This is a genomic window from Staphylococcus argenteus (assembly GCF_000236925.1).
Taxonomy (GTDB): Bacteria; Bacillota; Bacilli; order Staphylococcales; family Staphylococcaceae; genus Staphylococcus; species Staphylococcus argenteus.
The window spans coordinates 1788579-1804278 of the sequence record NC_016941.1 but is presented as its reverse complement, the minus strand read 5'-3'; the positions used below and the strand labels follow the sequence as shown (position 1 = coordinate 1804278).

At 30.7% G+C, this 15700-nt stretch carries 16 protein-coding genes, 1 pseudogene and 1 riboswitch; of the genes and pseudogenes, 11 read left to right on the top strand and 6 right to left on the bottom strand.

Translation table 11 applies throughout. From position 1 onward, the window contains the following. Nucleotides 1-166 precede the first annotated feature (166 nt). Nucleotides 167-391 (top strand): hypothetical protein, encoded by a 225-nt coding sequence (locus tag SAMSHR1132_RS08480; protein WP_000384170.1) that lies wholly within the window; start codon nucleotides 167-169, stop codon nucleotides 389-391. Between the two features lie 277 nt (nucleotides 392-668). Continuing rightward, nucleotides 669-1526: an N-acetylglucosaminidase gene (locus SAMSHR1132_RS08475; RefSeq protein WP_001032829.1), complete on the top strand. Its 858-nt coding sequence runs from the start codon at nucleotides 669-671 to the stop codon at nucleotides 1524-1526. A 198-nt stretch (nucleotides 1527-1724) separates the two neighbouring features. Here the strand turns inward: SAMSHR1132_RS08475 and SAMSHR1132_RS08470 are convergent. The 3 genes and pseudogenes from SAMSHR1132_RS08470 to SAMSHR1132_RS08460 form a co-directional block, all read right to left on the bottom strand. Next, a pseudogene (locus SAMSHR1132_RS08470) lies at nucleotides 1725-2069 on the bottom strand (arsenate reductase/protein-tyrosine-phosphatase family protein). A 16-nt stretch (nucleotides 2070-2085) separates the two neighbouring features. Continuing rightward, the gene (gene arsB / locus SAMSHR1132_RS08465; RefSeq protein WP_042355923.1) at nucleotides 2086-3378 is read right to left on the bottom strand and encodes an arsenite efflux transporter membrane subunit ArsB; all 1293 of its coding nucleotides are present in this window, start codon (nucleotides 3376-3378) and stop codon (nucleotides 2086-2088) included. Continuing rightward, nucleotides 3375-3692: an ArsR/SmtB family transcription factor gene (locus tag SAMSHR1132_RS08460; protein WP_000120602.1), complete on the bottom strand. Its 318-nt coding sequence runs from the start codon at nucleotides 3690-3692 to the stop codon at nucleotides 3375-3377. The genes arsB and SAMSHR1132_RS08460 overlap by 4 nt, the downstream gene beginning before the upstream one ends. A 513-nt stretch (nucleotides 3693-4205) precedes the next feature. Here SAMSHR1132_RS08460 and SAMSHR1132_RS08455 point away from each other — a divergent pair. From SAMSHR1132_RS08455 to ribH, 5 genes are all read left to right on the top strand, one after another. Then, a complete protein-coding gene (locus tag SAMSHR1132_RS08455; protein WP_001261656.1) occupies nucleotides 4206-5702 on the top strand; it encodes an FAD/NAD(P)-binding protein in 1497 nt (498 codons plus the stop codon). A 215-nt stretch (nucleotides 5703-5917) separates the two neighbouring features. After that, a riboswitch (FMN riboswitch) is annotated at nucleotides 5918-6053 on the top strand. 127 nt (nucleotides 6054-6180) lie between these two features. Continuing rightward, the gene (gene ribD, locus SAMSHR1132_RS08450; protein WP_000077336.1) at nucleotides 6181-7224 is read left to right on the top strand and encodes a bifunctional diaminohydroxyphosphoribosylaminopyrimidine deaminase/5-amino-6-(5-phosphoribosylamino)uracil reductase RibD; all 1044 of its coding nucleotides are present in this window, start codon (nucleotides 6181-6183) and stop codon (nucleotides 7222-7224) included. Nucleotides 7225-7230: 6 nt separating this feature from the next. Beyond that, the gene (locus SAMSHR1132_RS08445) at nucleotides 7231-7863 is read left to right on the top strand and encodes a riboflavin synthase (protein ID WP_000493879.1); all 633 of its coding nucleotides are present in this window, start codon (nucleotides 7231-7233) and stop codon (nucleotides 7861-7863) included. Between the two features lie 10 nt (nucleotides 7864-7873). Continuing rightward, entirely contained in the window at nucleotides 7874-9055 is a 1182-nt protein-coding gene (locus SAMSHR1132_RS08440; RefSeq protein WP_001159041.1) for a bifunctional 3,4-dihydroxy-2-butanone-4-phosphate synthase/GTP cyclohydrolase II, read from the top strand. Nucleotides 9056-9067: 12 nt separating this feature from the next. Then, entirely contained in the window at nucleotides 9068-9529 is a 462-nt protein-coding gene (ribH, locus tag SAMSHR1132_RS08435; RefSeq protein ID WP_001008547.1) for a 6,7-dimethyl-8-ribityllumazine synthase, read from the top strand. A 140-nt stretch (nucleotides 9530-9669) separates the two neighbouring features. Here ribH and SAMSHR1132_RS08430 read toward each other — a convergent pair whose 3' ends face one another. Beyond that, entirely contained in the window at nucleotides 9670-10671 is a 1002-nt protein-coding gene (locus tag SAMSHR1132_RS08430; RefSeq protein WP_001196365.1) for a proline dehydrogenase family protein, read from the bottom strand. Nucleotides 10672-10782: 111 nt separating this feature from the next. On the opposite strand from SAMSHR1132_RS08430, the gene SAMSHR1132_RS08425 reads away from it, so the two are divergent. From SAMSHR1132_RS08425 to SAMSHR1132_RS08415, 3 genes are all read left to right on the top strand, one after another. Then, nucleotides 10783-10923 carry a hypothetical protein gene (locus SAMSHR1132_RS08425; RefSeq protein WP_072292030.1) on the top strand — a complete coding sequence of 47 codons (141 nt, stop codon included), beginning with the start codon at nucleotides 10783-10785 and terminating at the stop codon, nucleotides 10921-10923. Beyond that, complete coding sequence (locus SAMSHR1132_RS08420) at nucleotides 10904-11728, top strand: alpha/beta fold hydrolase (RefSeq protein ID WP_000266085.1); 825 nt, start codon at nucleotides 10904-10906, stop codon at nucleotides 11726-11728. Before SAMSHR1132_RS08425 ends, SAMSHR1132_RS08420 begins: the two co-directional genes overlap by 20 nt. 602 nt (nucleotides 11729-12330) lie before the next feature. Then, nucleotides 12331-12732, top strand: coding sequence for a transcriptional regulator, SarA/Rot family (locus SAMSHR1132_RS08415; protein WP_000757544.1), 402 nt, complete (start codon nucleotides 12331-12333; stop codon nucleotides 12730-12732). 108 nt (nucleotides 12733-12840) lie between these two features. Here the strand turns inward: SAMSHR1132_RS08415 and SAMSHR1132_RS08410 are convergent, their stop codons facing one another. Next, nucleotides 12841-13404 carry a tRNA (mnm(5)s(2)U34)-methyltransferase gene (locus tag SAMSHR1132_RS08410; protein WP_000764431.1) on the bottom strand — a complete coding sequence of 188 codons (564 nt, stop codon included), beginning with the start codon at nucleotides 13402-13404 and terminating at the stop codon, nucleotides 12841-12843. Next, nucleotides 13401-14354, bottom strand: coding sequence for a TIGR01212 family radical SAM protein (locus SAMSHR1132_RS08405; protein WP_000526537.1), 954 nt, complete (start codon nucleotides 14352-14354; stop codon nucleotides 13401-13403). Before SAMSHR1132_RS08405 ends, SAMSHR1132_RS08410 begins: the two co-directional genes overlap by 4 nt. Nucleotides 14355-14461: 107 nt before the next feature. On the opposite strand from SAMSHR1132_RS08405, the gene SAMSHR1132_RS08400 reads away from it, so the two are divergent. Continuing rightward, nucleotides 14462-15643: an MDR family MFS transporter gene (locus SAMSHR1132_RS08400; RefSeq protein WP_014373855.1), complete on the top strand. Its 1182-nt coding sequence runs from the start codon at nucleotides 14462-14464 to the stop codon at nucleotides 15641-15643. Nucleotides 15644-15700 lie beyond the last annotated feature (57 nt).

Here is a 15700-nt window from a genome sequence, read left to right as displayed (position 1 = left end):
TATTTCCGGATAAAGTGATGATAAAGTATTTTTGAAAATCATTCATTTGCGTAATCGCTAATTTAAGTGTTAAATAGAAGACATAAGTAATTAAATTAATGTGATTTGATATATCATTACTTTGCTATATAGTAAATTGAACAAAATTTGTAATCGGGAGGTAACAATGGATTACGCACATTTAAATTTAGAACATTTTTTCGCACGAAACGATGATTTAGATGTTATAAGAGATCGTGCCGATTTCGTGATGATAAATAATTTTAATAATGAAATGATGTATCGTGATGGTCAAATAGAGGGTACGATTGATTTAAACCAGTATTATTATAAAAATAGATCAAATGCTGCCAGCTTTATCATGATGGATTATAAAAAAGAAACAAAATAATAATAGATAGCTAAAATTAAGTTATTTCATTACTTACTTGATCAATAGCTTCTTTACTAAAATTTTAAAAAGCTTTATAAAATAATTTACGTCAGTGATGCATAAAAATGGTTTCGCTTATGTTGATGAATCGTTTAAAACGTTTCATTTACATTACTGTTTATTTATGAATATGTAACAATGCATAGATAAAATTGTTAAACGGTTTTAATAATGTTAAACTTTATTATCGTAATCAAACTGAATGTATAACAACAATGACCTAAGAGGTGTGGATATGAATAAGCACAAGAAAGGTTCTATTTTTGGAATAATAGGACTTGTTATCATATTTGCTGTTGTCTCATTTTTATTTTTCTCAATGATATCCGATCAGATATTTTTCAAACATGTTAAATCAGACATTAAAATTGAAAAGTTAAATGTTACATTAAACGATGCAGCAAAGAAACAAATAAACAACTATACGAGTCAACAGGTATCAAATAAAAAAAATGATGCATGGAGAGATGCATCAGCAACTGAAATAAAAAGTGCAATGAATAGTGGTAGCTTTATTGATGATAAAAAGCAAAAATATCAATTCTTAGATTTGTCTAAGTATCAAGGCATCGATAAAAATAGAATTAAACGTATGTTAGTAGATAGACCAACATTATTGAAACATACAGATGATTTCTTGAAAGCCGCAAAAGAAAAGCACGTTAATGAAGTTTATTTAATTTCACATGCATTATTGGAAACTGGTGCAGTAAAAAGTGAATTAGCAAATGGAGTCAAAATCGACGGCAAAAAATACTATAATTTTTATGGTGTAGGCGCTCTTGATAAAGACCCAATAAAAACTGGTGCAGAATACGCAAAAAAACATGGTTGGGATACACCTGAAAAAGCTATTTCTGGCGGTGCTGATTTCATTCATAAGCACTTCTTATCAAGTACAGACCAAAATACTTTATATAGTATGAGATGGAACCCTAAGAATCCTGGTGAACATCAATATGCAACTGATATTAAGTGGGCAGAAAGTAATGCAACGATTATTGCTGACTTCTATAAAAACATGAAGACAGAAGGTAAATACTTCAAATACTTTGTGTATAAAGATGATAGCAAACATTTAAACAAACAATAATTTAATAAGGGATAAGTTATGATCTGACTTGTTCAATTACAAAAATACGCTTTCTATCGCAATGAAATAGAAAGCGTATTTTTATTTTTTGAAAATAAAGGTTTTGAAGGTTTCCTTGATGCTTTATAATTTTCTATTGTTGAACCTTTATCTTGATTTGAAATTTTCGATAGCCATTTTAATCTCGTCACTCACACGTTAGAATGCTGATCAAGGCTTACCAGCAGGATCATCAAATCTCCAATGTTCCTTCTTAACATCTGGTGGTAAAGTAGGGGGATTGGTATCTGCATCAATACATAATGTTACGACTAAATTTGAATTTTTTAAGATATTACTATTAATTAAATCAGATGTTTGGATAGATATATAAATGACTACTTCTTTCTTAGCTTCTATGCCTTTCGGATTAACACCATGTATCTCAATCCCCGCAGAATGTACTTTTCAATCTCAGCCTAGTATGTGTTTAGCTCAACCTTCAGCCATTTGACTTCGACATGAGTTACCTGTGCAAATAAAGTAAATTGTTTTTGTATTCAATATGAAATACCTTCTTCTAAAAAAGAATTAATGATAGATACAATCCTAATAAAGTTATAAATAGTACTGGAATTGTAGTCATAATTCCTGTTTTAAAATAAGATCCCCACGAAATTTTAACGTCTTTTTGTGCTAAGACGTGTAGCCACAATAATGTAGCTAAAGAGCCAATTGGTGTGATTTTAGGGCCTAAATCTGAACCGATGACATTTGCATAGATTAAGCCTTCTTTTAATATGTCATTGACATTTGTTTGACCTATAGCAATGGCATCTATTAAAACTGTAGGCATATTATTCATAACAGATGATAAAAAAGCTGATATAAAGCCCATACCCATAATTGTGTTAAATAGTCCATAATTTGAAATGTTGGATAATATATGAGCCAATATTAAAGTGATTCCAGCATTTTTTAAGCCAAAAACAACAATAAACATACCAAGTGAAAATAAAACAATATTCCACGGTGCATTTTTAATTATATGTTTAATACTTACTGCGTTAGATTTTCGAGCTAATAGTAAAAATATACACGCAATAATCCCGGTAAATATTGATACGGGAATTTTAGTAAATTCACTTATTAAGTATCCGAATAACAATATGACTAAAACGACCCACGAAATCTTAAAAAGCTTCATATCTTTAATTGCGTCTCTAGGATTTTTTATGTTTTTTGCATCAAATGTATTAGGTATAGCTTTTCTAAAATATAACCACAATACGAGAATGCTTGCTAATAGCGAGAATATATTTGGAATAATCATTCGAATAAAGTATTGAACAAAACTGATATTAAAATAATCAGCAGAAATGATATTAACTAAGTTACTTACGATTAATGGTAAAGATGTAGTATCAGCAATAAAACCACTTGCAATAATAAACGGGAATATTGCACGCTTATTGAACCCGATATTTTTTACCATAGCTAATACAATTGGAGTTAGGATTAAGGCTGCGCCATCATTAGCGAAAAATGCTGCAACAATGGCGTCTAACAAAATGATAAAAACAAACATTTTTAAACCATTACCTTTTGAAGCATGCAACATGTGGATGGCAGACCATTCAAAAAATCCAATTTTATCTAATATTAATGAAATAAGAATTACAGAGACAAAAGTTAAAGTCGCATTCCAGACTATGGTTGTTACTTCGTAAACATCAGAAATACTAACTACACGTGTAATCATAGCGATGAGGGCGCCGATTAAAGCTGAAACACCTATATCTAAGCCTTTAGGTTGCCATAAAACCAAGATTAAAGTTAACAGAAAAATGATAATTGCTAAAATAGTCATTATGAACATTTACCATTATTCAGTGCATGACAAATACATCGTTGATTTGAGGTGTGAACGGTAGCCAAATTATTAATTACAGACTCAAAAAGATTCTTATTAAGTTGATACATGTGTTTATTTCCGATTTTGTGTGTTATAACTAAGTGGTTTTTAACTAATACTTTCATATGATGGCTTAGTGTAGGTTGAGAGAAATGAAAATGCTCTAGTAAATCACAAGCGCATAATTCTCCACAAGAGAGTAAATCTAGTATTTCTAATCTACTTGGATCAGATAAAATTTTTAAAAATCTTGCTAGTTCTTTATATGACATAACAATACCTCCTAGACTTTAAATAGATTATCATCTATATAGATATATGTCTAAGTATTGCTGTTTATCATTTTTCGACAATAGCATAAAAGTAGAATATGTGGTACAACGTTGAGAATCGTCACATAAATAAAAAAAATTGAAAATTTAATATCGTTATTTTTCAAAAAAAGGTAACTGGCCAAGTTTAGATAACATGGTCAATTACCTTTTTTGAATTTAATTTATATTCTAGGGTATTAATTAAGATGCTTTATTTTTACGACTAAGAATCATAAATAGAATGACTAGCGAGATTAAAATTTTTGCTATGAATTTCATTTTGATCACCTCATTTTTGATATTTTAACACAAACAATATTGTTGTTATTGAATGAAAGCTTATAGGTTTTATTTATTTGATAATATGTGAGTAAGTTTCACTAACAAATTTTAAACTAATAAGTCAAATTGATATAATTATTGATAATACCAGAATTGCAATATTTTGAACTACTAAAGGATGGATGATGTATGCGTGTAGCAATTATAGGAATGGGAACAGCTGGAGTAAGCGTTTTAAAAGAATTAGTTAAGCATCCTAAGTTTAAACAACTAGATATAGATTTATACGATGATAAAGTTAATATGGGACAAGGCGTACCGTTTCAAAATGATAGTTCAGAACTTTTAATCAATATGCCTTCAAAAAAGATGAGTCTAAATTTAGATGATGAATCAGAATTTTGGAAGTGGTACCAACAACAAACAGAATTCACATTCGATCAACCTACATATTTACCAAGATTTGTTTTCGGGCATTACATGAAATCTTATTTGTTAATGTATTTGAAAAGATATAGTAATATCACTACTAAATTTCACAAAGTCCAAGAAATTTATACGAATTCCAAAATAGATGAGACTAAATTAACATTTTATGTTTGTACAACTGATACAAAACAATCTTGGAAAGAATATGATTATATATTTCTAACATGTGGTACATTTGCTTATCATGATCCATATAAGTTAAAAGGAACTAAAGGATATATTGCGACACCTTATCCTACCTATCATACTTTAGACGAAGTTAACGATGATGATGAAATTGCTATTGTGGGTACAGGTCTTGCAAGCTTGGATGTCGTTCGATACGTAGCTGCACACCATCCAAAATTACCAATTACAATGACAAGCCGTTCTGCTAATTTACCTAGTGTGCGTGGCACAATGATTGATATTAAATTTAATTATTTAACAAAAGAGAAGTTGAATGAAATTAAGAAAATACATTTCGGTAATGCGCCCCTTGATACTTTAGTTTCATTATTTTTAAAAGAGTGTGATGACTACAATATAGACTTTATAAAGTTAGTCAAAAGACGTACAGGAAATCATATTCAGGACTTAAAATATGATTTAAATAATCCAAAAGAGATGGGAATATTTCAAAGTATTATCGAACATTTAAAAGAAAATTTAAATTGGATATGGAATAGTTTGAATATCGAAGATCAGTATAGATTTAACAATAAGTATAGTAAAATCATTCAATTAAATTCTAATCCGATGCCACCAAGAACAGCTAAGCTAATCATTCAGTTAATTGAAAATGAGTCTTTAATATTAAAAAAAGGTTTGGATGATATAGTTTATAATAATAATTTGTATCACTTTTCATACAATAATCAAGAAATAAAAGATGTATTCAATGTTGTGATTAATGCAACTGGTGCAAAAAATCATTTATCTGAATTAGATGAAGATGACCAGTTAATGAAAAATCTTGAGAACAGACAAATTGTACAAGCGCATCCAATGGGTGGGATACAAATCATACCTGAAACTAATCAAGTCATTAGTCCTAGATTTGGCACATTGACTAATATGATAGCAATAGGACAAATGACAAATGGTGTTAATAAACTGCGCAATGGTGTGAAGATGATTGTTGAACAAGTTGCGAATACAGTGTCTCAATTATATGAAGTGTTAGAATCTTATGAACAACAAAATCATCTTAATTGATAAAATGGCATACTATATTTTATATAAATCTAAACTGAAATGAATAGAGAGTGTGTTCAAAAAAAACAAAAATCAACTTTTTGAATATAATGTTTTTAAATAACTAAATACGTATATTCAAACCGACATTAATTGTATTTTCTGAAAACATATAGTATCATTTTAAACGTAGTAGACATACTATAAACTCAAATGATCTATAACAATTTCATAAATAATTCTTTCGGGGCAGGGTGAAATTCCCAACCGGCAGTAAATTAAGCCTGCGACCCGCTAATATTTTGTATATTAGTGGCTGATCTAGTGAGACTCTAGAGCCGACAGTTAAAGTCTGGATGGGAGAAAGAATATCAGTTATCGACACAGATAATGTAGCGTATTTGTAAAATTAATTACAAATAGGCTTATTTAACGATATATTTTTACTCCTTGCATCGGATTTTTTGATGTGAGGATTTTTGTTTATAGAGGTGATAATTTGAGTCAATTTATGGATTACGCGATTCAACTTGCGAACATGGTACAAGGGCAAACGGGTGTTAATCCTCCTGTTGGTGCAGTTGTAGTTAAAGAAGGTAGAATTGTAGGTATCGGTGCACACTTGAAGAAAGGTGACAAACATGCAGAAGTTCAAGCTTTAGACATGGCCAAACAAGATGCCGTTGATGCAACTATTTATATCACGTTAGAACCATGTAGCCATTTTGGTTCTACGCCACCATGTGTTAATAAAATTATAGAGTGCAAAATTGCCAAAGTAATTTATGCTACAAAAGATGATTCGTTAGATACACATGGTGATGATAAATTACGCGCTAGTGGTATTGAAGTAGAGTGTGTTAATGATGAACGTGCTGCGCGTTTATATAGTGATTTTTTCAAAGCGAAAGCACAGCAAATACCACAAGTTACTGTAAAAGTTTCTGCAAGTTTAGATGGTAAACAAGCTAATGACTATGGACAAAGTCAATGGATTACGAATAAAGAGGTTAAACAAGATGTCTATCAATTAAGGCATAACCATGACGCTGTGTTAACAGGTCGTGGCACGATCGAATTAGATAATCCGCAATATACAACACGTATTCAAGATGGAAAAAATCCAACAAAGATAATTTTGTCAAAGTCCGGAAATATTAGTTTTAATAAACAAATTTACCAAGATGAATCAACGCCAATTTGGATATATACTGAAAATCCAAATTTAACAACGAATAAAACACATGTTGAAATTATTTATTTGAAGTCATGTGATTTAACAACAATACTTCATGATTTATATAAAAAAGGTGTTGGTACTTTGCTAGTCGAGGCAGGGCCAACGATTACTTCAGAATTTCTCCAATCTAATTTTATAGATGAACTTATTCTCTATTTTGCCCCGAAATTAATTGGCGGATCTGGAAATTATCAATTTTATCAAACGAATAAAGTGATGGAAATTCCAGACACAAACCAATTTGAAATTGTTCATTCCGAGTTATTAAATCAAAATGTCAAATTAACTTTACGAAAGAAGTGATGATGCATGTTTACTGGCATCGTTGAAGAAATAGGTGTCGTTAAAAATGTACAAATTCGTCAATCGGTAAGAACGATTGAAATTGAAGCACATAAAATTATTGAAGATATGCATATTGGTGATTCGATTAGTGTGAATGGTGCATGTTTAACAGTTATTGATTTTAGTCCAACCTCTTTTACTGTACAAGTTATTAAAGGTACTGAAAATAAAACCTATTTAGCAGATGTGAAACGACAGTCTGAAGTGAATCTAGAACGTGCAATGAGTGGTAACGGTAGGTTTGGTGGTCACTTTGTATTAGGTCATGTCGATGAACTTGGAACAATTTCTAAAATAAACGAAACTACAAATGCCAAAATTATTACTATCCAATGTTCTAATAATATTATTGAACAATTAGTTAAACAAGGTTCAATAACTGTAGATGGTGTGAGCTTGACAGTTTTTGATAAGCATGCAAATGCATTTGATATTCACCTTATTCCCGAAACAAGACGTTCTACAATTTTAGCGTCAAAAAAAATAGGTGATGATGTACATTTGGAAACGGACGTACTGTTTAAATACGTTGAAAATATTTTAAATAAAAACAACAATCATTTAACTGCGGATAAATTAAGAGCATTTGGATTTTAGGAGGGGTATTATGCAATTCGATAATATAGAGAGTGCTTTAGCAGCTCTGAAAAATGGTGAAACAATTATCGTGGTTGATGATGAAAATCGTGAAAATGAAGGTGACTTAGTTGCTGTCACTGAATGGATGGACGATCAGACTATTAATTTTATGGCGAAAGAAGGAAGAGGCCTCATTTGTGCACCAATGTCTAAAGATATTGCAGAACGATTAGAATTAGTACAAATGGTGAATGATAATTCGGATGTCTATGGAACTCAATTTACTGTGAGCGTCGACCATATTGATACTACAACCGGCATTAGTGCATTTGAACGTACATTAACTGCTAAAAAACTGATAGATTCAAATAGTATTGCAAAAGATTTCAACCGTCCTGGGCATTTGTTTCCATTAGTAGCACAAGATAAAGGTGTATTAGCAAGAAATGGTCATACTGAAGCGGCTGTTGATTTAGCAAGACTTACTGGTGCCAAGCCAGCTGGAGTTATTTGTGAAATAATGAATGATGACGGCACAATGGCCAAAGGTCAGGATTTACAACTATTTAGAGAAAAACATCAATTGAAAATGATCACAATTGAGGATTTAGTTGAATATCGTAAAAAATTAGAACCAGAAATTGAATTTAAAGCAAAAGTAAAAATGCCTACAGACTTTGGGGCATTTGATATGTATGGATTTAAAGCGACTTATACAGATGAAGAAATCGTGGTGCTTTCTAAAGGTCCAATCCGACAACATGAAAATGTTCGATTACATTCAGCATGTCTGACAGGTGATATTTTCCATAGCCAACGATGTGATTGTGGTGCACAACTTGAAGCATCTATGGAATATATTAATGACCAGGGCGGTATGATAATATATCTTCCTCAAGAAGGTCGAGGCATAGGTTTATTAAATAAATTACGTGCATATGAATTAATAGAACAAGGATATGATACTGTAACTGCAAATTTAGCATTAGGTTTTGATGAAGATTTACGTGATTATCATATTGCGGCGCAAATTTTAAAATATTTTAATGTTGAACAAATCAATTTATTAAGTAATAATCCAAGCAAATTTGAAGGTTTAAAGCAATATGGTATTAATATTGCAGAAAGAATAGAAGTCATTGTGCCAGAAACGGTACATAATCATGATTATATGGAAACAAAAAAATTAAAAATGGGTCATTTAATTTAGGAGGATAATAACATGAATTTTGAAGGAAAATTAATTGGAAAAGATTTGAAAGTAGCAATTGTAGTAAGTAGATTTAATGATTTCATTACTGGTAGATTATTGGAAGGTGCAAAAGATACACTCATCCGTCATGACGTTCATGAAGACAACATTGATGTAGCATATGTACCGGGTGCATTTGAAATTCCATTGGTAGCTAAAAAGCTAGCGAATTTAGGCAATTATGATGCTATTATTACTTTGGGATGTGTGATTCGTGGCGCGACATCACATTATGATTATGTATGTAATGAAGTTGCTAAAGGTGTATCTAAAGTAAATGATCAAACAAATGTACCAGTAATATTTGGTATATTAACAACAGAAAGTATCGAACAGGCCGTTGAAAGAGCTGGTACTAAAGCAGGTAATAAAGGTGCTGAAGCAGCAGTAAGTGCAATCGAAATGGCCAATTTATTAAAATCAATAAATTAAAAATTTATGGCACAGGATAATAGATAGAGTTGATAGATATAGTTGATAAAACGTAAATCAACTACATTTTTAAGGGAGTAGGACAACGAAATAAATTTGTGAAAATATCATTTCTGTCCAACTCCCTAAACTTTTATATATTATTTGCGACATAATTTTTTAATTAAAGTAAAGCTTAACATCATTGTAGCACCGATACCTGCAATCACACCGGCACGTTTTAATCCAGCAGGCTTAACAAATTCTTTAACCGCTAATGATAAGTTTTGAGGTCGCTCTGCTAATCTTCTCATAAAATATGCAAACCAATCGTCTCCATATGGTACATAAATCGTAAAGTTATATCCTTCGTTAGCAATTTGTTCTGCTAATTCTGATCTAAAACCATAAAGCATTTGGAATTCCATATGATCTTTTTCAATATGATGTTCTTTCATAAATTGTTTCACATGATTAATAATTCGATGGTCATGTGTCGCAATAGATGTAAAATTACGAGCATTTAGTAAACGTTGCTCAATAATTTTGATGTAATTTGCATCTACATCTTCCTTTGATTGAAAAGCAATAGTTTCATTTTCTTTGTATGCACCTTTAACTAATCGTAAACGTAAATCTTGATATTTATCTACTAACTCATGACTATCATATAAATATGCTTGGATTACAGTACCTACATTTCTAAATTCACCTTTTAAACGATTAAGAACTTGAACAATTTGTTGAAGACTAGCATATTTTTCAGTATCAATATTAATATGCATGTTATTATAACTATTTGCTTTAAGTAAAATTTCTCTTAAATTTTGATATGCTAATTCTAAATCAAATTCAGCACCTAATTGGCTTAATTTAACTGACATATGTGCGTTGACACCATGTTGGTGAAGTGCGTCCATAATCGTTAAAATTTGTTCTTTAGCATGATTACTTTCTTCCACTGTTCCAACAAATTCCCCTAAATTGTCTACAGTAACAGCAATATTTTTATCATTTAAGTGTTCAATTGTATTGATTAACTGTGGAATTGTATTTCCGGCAACGACTTTATTGGCACCCATTCGAGGTCCAACTTTTTTAGCTGCGTTGTTTAAAAAACTATTATTAGATAATCCGATAAAAAAATTCTTTAATAGTGCCATTGCTACTCCTCCAAACCCTTGTGTTTACAATAAGTTTAGCATGAAAAAATTATTCGAGAAAGCGTTTTCATCAAAAACAATTAAAAATAATTATGTATATTTACACTATTATTGGTGTTGATTTCATTTGTATTAAATAATATGGACAACAATAATACTATAAATAGAAATCTACATGCAGAATTTGCTATAATTATATTATTGAAGATTATCAAAAAGGGGCAGTATAAGAATGTGGAAGTGGGAAGCTGAAAATGATGCAAAAGGCGTCGTTGTTATTGCTCATAATATATTAGAACATACAGGTAGATATGCTTATGTTATAACGATGTTAAGACGAAATGGTTACCATGTGATAATGGGAGATTTACCAGGTCAAGGACAAACTTCTAGAGCCATTAAAGGTCAAATTGAAAATTTCCAAACATATCATGAAAGTTTGCTAGATTGGTTGAAAATCGCTAATGAATATAAAATTCCAACTTATGTTTTAGGTGTAGGACTTGGTGGTTTAATATTATTAAATTTACTTGAAAAAGTTGAATTACCTATTGAAGGCATGATGCTGATATCGCCTATGCTAGAACTTCAAAAAAATGGTAAAAATCGTAAAGATAAACTCGTTTCAAATATAGGTAAAATTTCAAAAGATACACGTTTTAATGTTGGTGTAGAAGCTAAAGATTTAACACGTAATGTAGAAATTGTAGAAGAAACAGAAAATGATGGATTAATGTTAAAAAAAGCAACATATCATTGGTACAATACGATAAATGAAACAATGAAAGACACGATGTCTCATATTCATGACATTCAACCATTACCAACTTTACTTATGTATGGAACTAAAGATTTAATAGTTGATACAAGAGCGGTTGATGAGTTTAAAGATAAATATCAAACACCGGAATTATATTTCAAAGCTTGGCAAGGTTTTTATCATGAGGTGCATAATGAGCCAGAACGTGATGAAGTTATGCGTTATATTCTGACCTTTTTAAATAATAGTGTCAATACTATGGGATTCATTGTTGAAGAAGAAATCGAAGAAATTTAATAACTAGTTTTAGTAAAGATGAGTCAAAATGAGCTCATCTTTTTTTATAATTTTTGAACAAACTATGACATGATTAATAGACACAGAATGTTAAATTATTAAAGGCGTTAACATTATTTATTATGTTTAAACTTTTGATTTATCAAAATCAAATCGTGATAAATAAAGGATTTAGCATTATACAGTTGAACCTAATTGGTTAAAATACAGGGTAACTAATTAATTTAGTTTAATCAATTTACATGAGAGTTATATGTAATAAAAATTTAATGTGTATCTTTTTTGAAGAAATATATGTAGAATTGTTGCAATTTAATGGTAATATTGATATATTTTCTTTGTATATAAATTATAAAATTAATATGTAATAGAGTGATTAGTTTTATGTACTATTATCTTATTTCTAAATATTAACTCTATCGATTATTGGTTTTTATACTTATTTAATTTTATTCAACTTTGACAATTGAATAGTTAACAAGTTTATTTACACTTGTAGTATTAAGCATAGGTTAGCACACATAAGTTTTGGGATTTATTGGGATGTAAGTTATAACTCGTGTGATGCTAAATATGTGATTATTAATTGGGAGATGTTTAGCATGAAAAAAGTAAATAATGATACTGTATTTGGGATTTTGCAATTAGAAACATTATTGGGTGACATTAACTCAATTTTTAGTGAAATTGAGAGTGAATACAAAATGTCTAGAGAAGAAATTTTAATTTTACTTACGTTATGGCAAAAGGGATCTATGACACTTAAAGAAATGGATCGATTTGTTGAGGTAAAACCTTATAAACGTACTAGAACTTATAATAATTTAGTTGAATTAGAATGGATTTACAAAGAAAGACCTGTTGATGATGAAAGAACAGTAATTATTCACTTCAATGAAAATTTAAATCAAGAGAAAGTCACATTATTGAATTTTATCAGTGACGCGATAGCGAGTAGAGCAACTACAATGCAAAATAGTTTAGATGCCATTACTGCAGTATAAAACTAAATTACACAAAAAAGAGGTTTTCGAAATCGAAAACCTCTTTTTTATGTTTCATTACCATAATTGCATATAATGCAAAGAATTATTAGATAAATTAAAGCCTTGTTAAGAAAGCTTTTCTATAGCGCAAATAAATGGTGCATGATTTCGCTGATTTAGAAATTTATATTGCAAAACTTGTGCTTGCTTTTGGTCTAAGTTGCTCAAATATTCAAGTATTTCATTTTTCTCAATTTGTCCTTCAATATGACCATGATAAATAACTAAAATGATGATGCCTTCGATTGACAGCATTTTCAACAAAGAATTAATAGCTTGAATAGTTGTATCAGGTTTTGTCACGATAGATTTGTCGCCTTTTGGCAAGTAACCTAAGTTAAAAATAGCTGCATCAATATGACCTTTATGTTTATCTTGTATATATCTTGCAACATTTTCGTGACCATCTTTAATTAAAGTGACATTGGTAAAACTTTTAATCTTTTCTCGTGTGTTTTCTAAAGCTAAATCTTGAATGTCAAAACCATAAACATGGCCTTCTGATACTTGTTCTGCTAAAAATAAAGTATCATTGCCATTTCCACATGTAGCATCAACAACTATACTTTTTGATGATGTATGTTGTTTAATAAGCGTTTTTGAAAAGGGGAGTATGCGTTCTAATTTCATTGGTTCACCTTTGACTTGTAATGTAATCCTTGATGAGAATTTCTGCGTGCCAACTCAGCGTCAATACCATTTAACACTTCCCATTTATTTACACTCCACATAGGACCTACCATAATGTCGATTGGACCATCTCCAGTAATTCTGTGAACAATCATTTCAGGAGGTATCACTTCTAATTGATCTACAACAAGGTTTGTATATTCTTCTTGAGTCATAAAAGTTAATAAACCTTTATCATATTGCTTAACCATTGGAGTTTCTTTTAATAAATGTAATAAGTGAATTTTAATACCTTGCACGTCCATTTGTGCAACTTCTTTAGCAGTTGCCATCATCATTTCATAGTCTTCACCCGGTAAGCCATTAATAATATGGGTACAAACATTGATGTTATGTTTACGTAATTTTGCAACGCCATCATAATATGTTTGCATATCATGAGCGCGATTAATTAAATCAGATGTAGATTGATGGATGGTTTGCAAACCTAATTCAACCCATAAATATGTTCTCTTATTTAAGTCAGCCAAATATTCTACTACGTCATCAGGTAAACAATCTGGACGTGTCCCAATTGATAAACCTACAACACCAGGTTCTTTAAGTACAGGTTCAAATTTTTCTTTTAACACTTCTACAGGTGCATGTGTATTTGTAAAAGCCTGAAAATAAGCGATATACTTTCCTTCATGCCATTTTTCATGCATTTTTTCTTTAATTTCTTTAAATTGTACTGCAATTGAATCTGCTCTATTGCCTGCAAAGTCTCCACTGCCAGCTGCAGAACAGAATGTACATCCACCATGTGCGACAGTACCGTCACGGTTTGGACAGTCAAAACCGCCATCCAATGCAACTTTAAATATTTTTTGCCCGAATTTATTTTTCAAATGGTAATTCCATGTGTGATAGCGTTTGTTTTCAAATGCATATTGGAAATGATTGCCCATAAGTCATTTTCCTTTCTAAAAAAATAGTACTAAGTACAGATTTTAACATATTTTAATGTTATAGTGTTTATAATAGTTTGACAAAAAAGAGAGAGGAACTATGAAATATGAATATACCTAAATCGGTCTGGTGGCTAGTAATTGGCATGGCATTAAATATTACTGGTTCCAGTTTTTTGTGGCCTTTAAATACTATTTATATGAAACAAGAACTTGGAAAAAGTTTAACAGTTGCTGGTTTAGTCCTAATGATCAATTCATTTGGCATGGTTATTGGTAACTTATTAGGTGGTTCACTATTCGATAAATTAGGTGGATACAAAACGATATTAATAGGTACTTTCACATGTCTTTGTAGCACAACACTACTGAATTTCTTTCATGGATGGCCGTGGTATGCTGTGTGGCTAGTAATGCTTGGATTTGGCGGGGGCATGATTATTCCAGCTATTTATGCCATGGCAGGTGCAGTTTGGCCTAATGGCGGTAGACAAACATTTAATGCCATTTATTTAGCACAAAATATTGGTGTAGCTGTAGGTGCAGCAATGGGTGGGTTTGTTGCAGAATTTAGCTTTAACTATATTTTTCTAGCTAATCTTATTATGTATATTGTATTCGCGCTAGTAGCCGTTACGCAATTTAATATCGAAGTTAAAGCAAAAGTTAAATATCCAACCCATTTAGATATTACGGGTAAAAAGAATAAAGCAAGATTTATTTCATTAGTACTAATTTGTGCAATGTTTGCAATTTGTTGGGTTGCGTATATTCAATGGGAGTCTACAATCGCATCATTTACACAATCTATTAATATTTCAATGGCACAATATAGTGTTTTATGGACGATAAATGGAATTATGATTTTAGTTGCACAGCCATTAATCAAGCCAATTTTATATTTGTTAAAAGGAAATTTAAAGAAACAAATGTTTGTTGGTATTGTCATTTTTATGCTGTCATTTTTTGTTACTAGTTTTGCTGAAAACTTTACTATATTTGTTGTAGGAATGATTGTTTTAACCTTTGGAGAAATGTTTGTATGGCCAGCTGTACCAACAATTGCAAATCAATTAGCGCCAGATGGCAAACAAGGACAATATCAAGGTTTTGTAAACTCAGCAGCCACAGTAGGAAAAGCCTTCGGACCATTTCTTGGTGGTGTGTTAGTTGATGCATTCAATATGCGTATGATGTTTATTGGCATGATGATATTACTAGTCTTTGCATTGGTCTTGTTAATGATTTTTAAGGAAAACAATGAGCAAGTTAAAAAAATAGATGCATAATGTGTAAACAGAATTAACCTTATAGACTTGAAATAAATGTCGTTATAACATAATATT

Coding starts and splice junctions, on each gene's coding strand:
- SAMSHR1132_RS08440 (WP_001159041.1), top strand. CDS start 7,874: ATGCAATTCGATAATATAGAGAGTGCTTTAGCAGCTCTGAAAAATGGT.
- SAMSHR1132_RS08400 (WP_014373855.1), top strand. CDS start 14,462: ATGAATATACCTAAATCGGTCTGGTGGCTAGTAATTGGCATGGCATTA.
- SAMSHR1132_RS08445 (WP_000493879.1), top strand. CDS start 7,231: ATGTTTACTGGCATCGTTGAAGAAATAGGTGTCGTTAAAAATGTACAA.
- ribH (WP_001008547.1), top strand. CDS start 9,068: ATGAATTTTGAAGGAAAATTAATTGGAAAAGATTTGAAAGTAGCAATT.
- SAMSHR1132_RS08420 (WP_000266085.1), top strand. CDS start 10,904: ATGTGGAAGTGGGAAGCTGAAAATGATGCAAAAGGCGTCGTTGTTATT.
- SAMSHR1132_RS08460 (WP_000120602.1), bottom strand. CDS start 3,692: ATGTCATATAAAGAACTAGCAAGATTTTTAAAAATTTTATCTGATCCA.
- SAMSHR1132_RS08410 (WP_000764431.1), bottom strand. CDS start 13,404: ATGAAATTAGAACGCATACTCCCCTTTTCAAAAACGCTTATTAAACAA.
- SAMSHR1132_RS08480 (WP_000384170.1), top strand. CDS start 167: ATGGATTACGCACATTTAAATTTAGAACATTTTTTCGCACGAAACGAT.
- SAMSHR1132_RS08415 (WP_000757544.1), top strand. CDS start 12,331: ATGAAAAAAGTAAATAATGATACTGTATTTGGGATTTTGCAATTAGAA.
- SAMSHR1132_RS08430 (WP_001196365.1), bottom strand. CDS start 10,671: ATGGCACTATTAAAGAATTTTTTTATCGGATTATCTAATAATAGTTTT.
- SAMSHR1132_RS08455 (WP_001261656.1), top strand. CDS start 4,206: ATGCGTGTAGCAATTATAGGAATGGGAACAGCTGGAGTAAGCGTTTTA.
- SAMSHR1132_RS08475 (WP_001032829.1), top strand. CDS start 669: ATGAATAAGCACAAGAAAGGTTCTATTTTTGGAATAATAGGACTTGTT.
- SAMSHR1132_RS08405 (WP_000526537.1), bottom strand. CDS start 14,354: ATGGGCAATCATTTCCAATATGCATTTGAAAACAAACGCTATCACACA.